The organism is Staphylococcus gallinarum (genome assembly GCF_000875895.1).
GTDB classification, from domain to species: Bacteria; Bacillota; Bacilli; order Staphylococcales; family Staphylococcaceae; genus Staphylococcus; species Staphylococcus gallinarum.
Map to the genome: position 1 here is coordinate 1 of NZ_JXCF01000120.1, position 241 is coordinate 241.

1 pseudogene is annotated in these 241 nt (G+C 28.2%); it reads right to left on the reverse strand.

Annotated elements, in window-relative coordinates:
• Positions 1–189: pseudogene (locus tag SH09_RS13705) on the reverse strand (lantibiotic immunity ABC transporter MutE/EpiE family permease subunit); the annotation flags it as partial.
• Between the last annotated feature and the right edge of the window lie 52 nt (positions 190–241).

Here is a 241-nt window from a genome sequence, read left to right on the forward strand (position 1 = left end):
CATGACAAAATATGGCCACAAATTAAATAATAGAGATAAGAATGGAGATAAATCATGTTGGTTAGGACTGCTTTGAGCAAATAAAGCAGTAAATAATGCGAATGCTAAAAAAAACAAAGGGGATAAAAATAATATATACATAGCAGTAGTATTTTTGAACTTTAAAGCCTCAGCTTTTAATAAACTCATACTATCTACCCCCTTTTGTTATATTAAAGAATATTTCTTCAAGATTTTCATC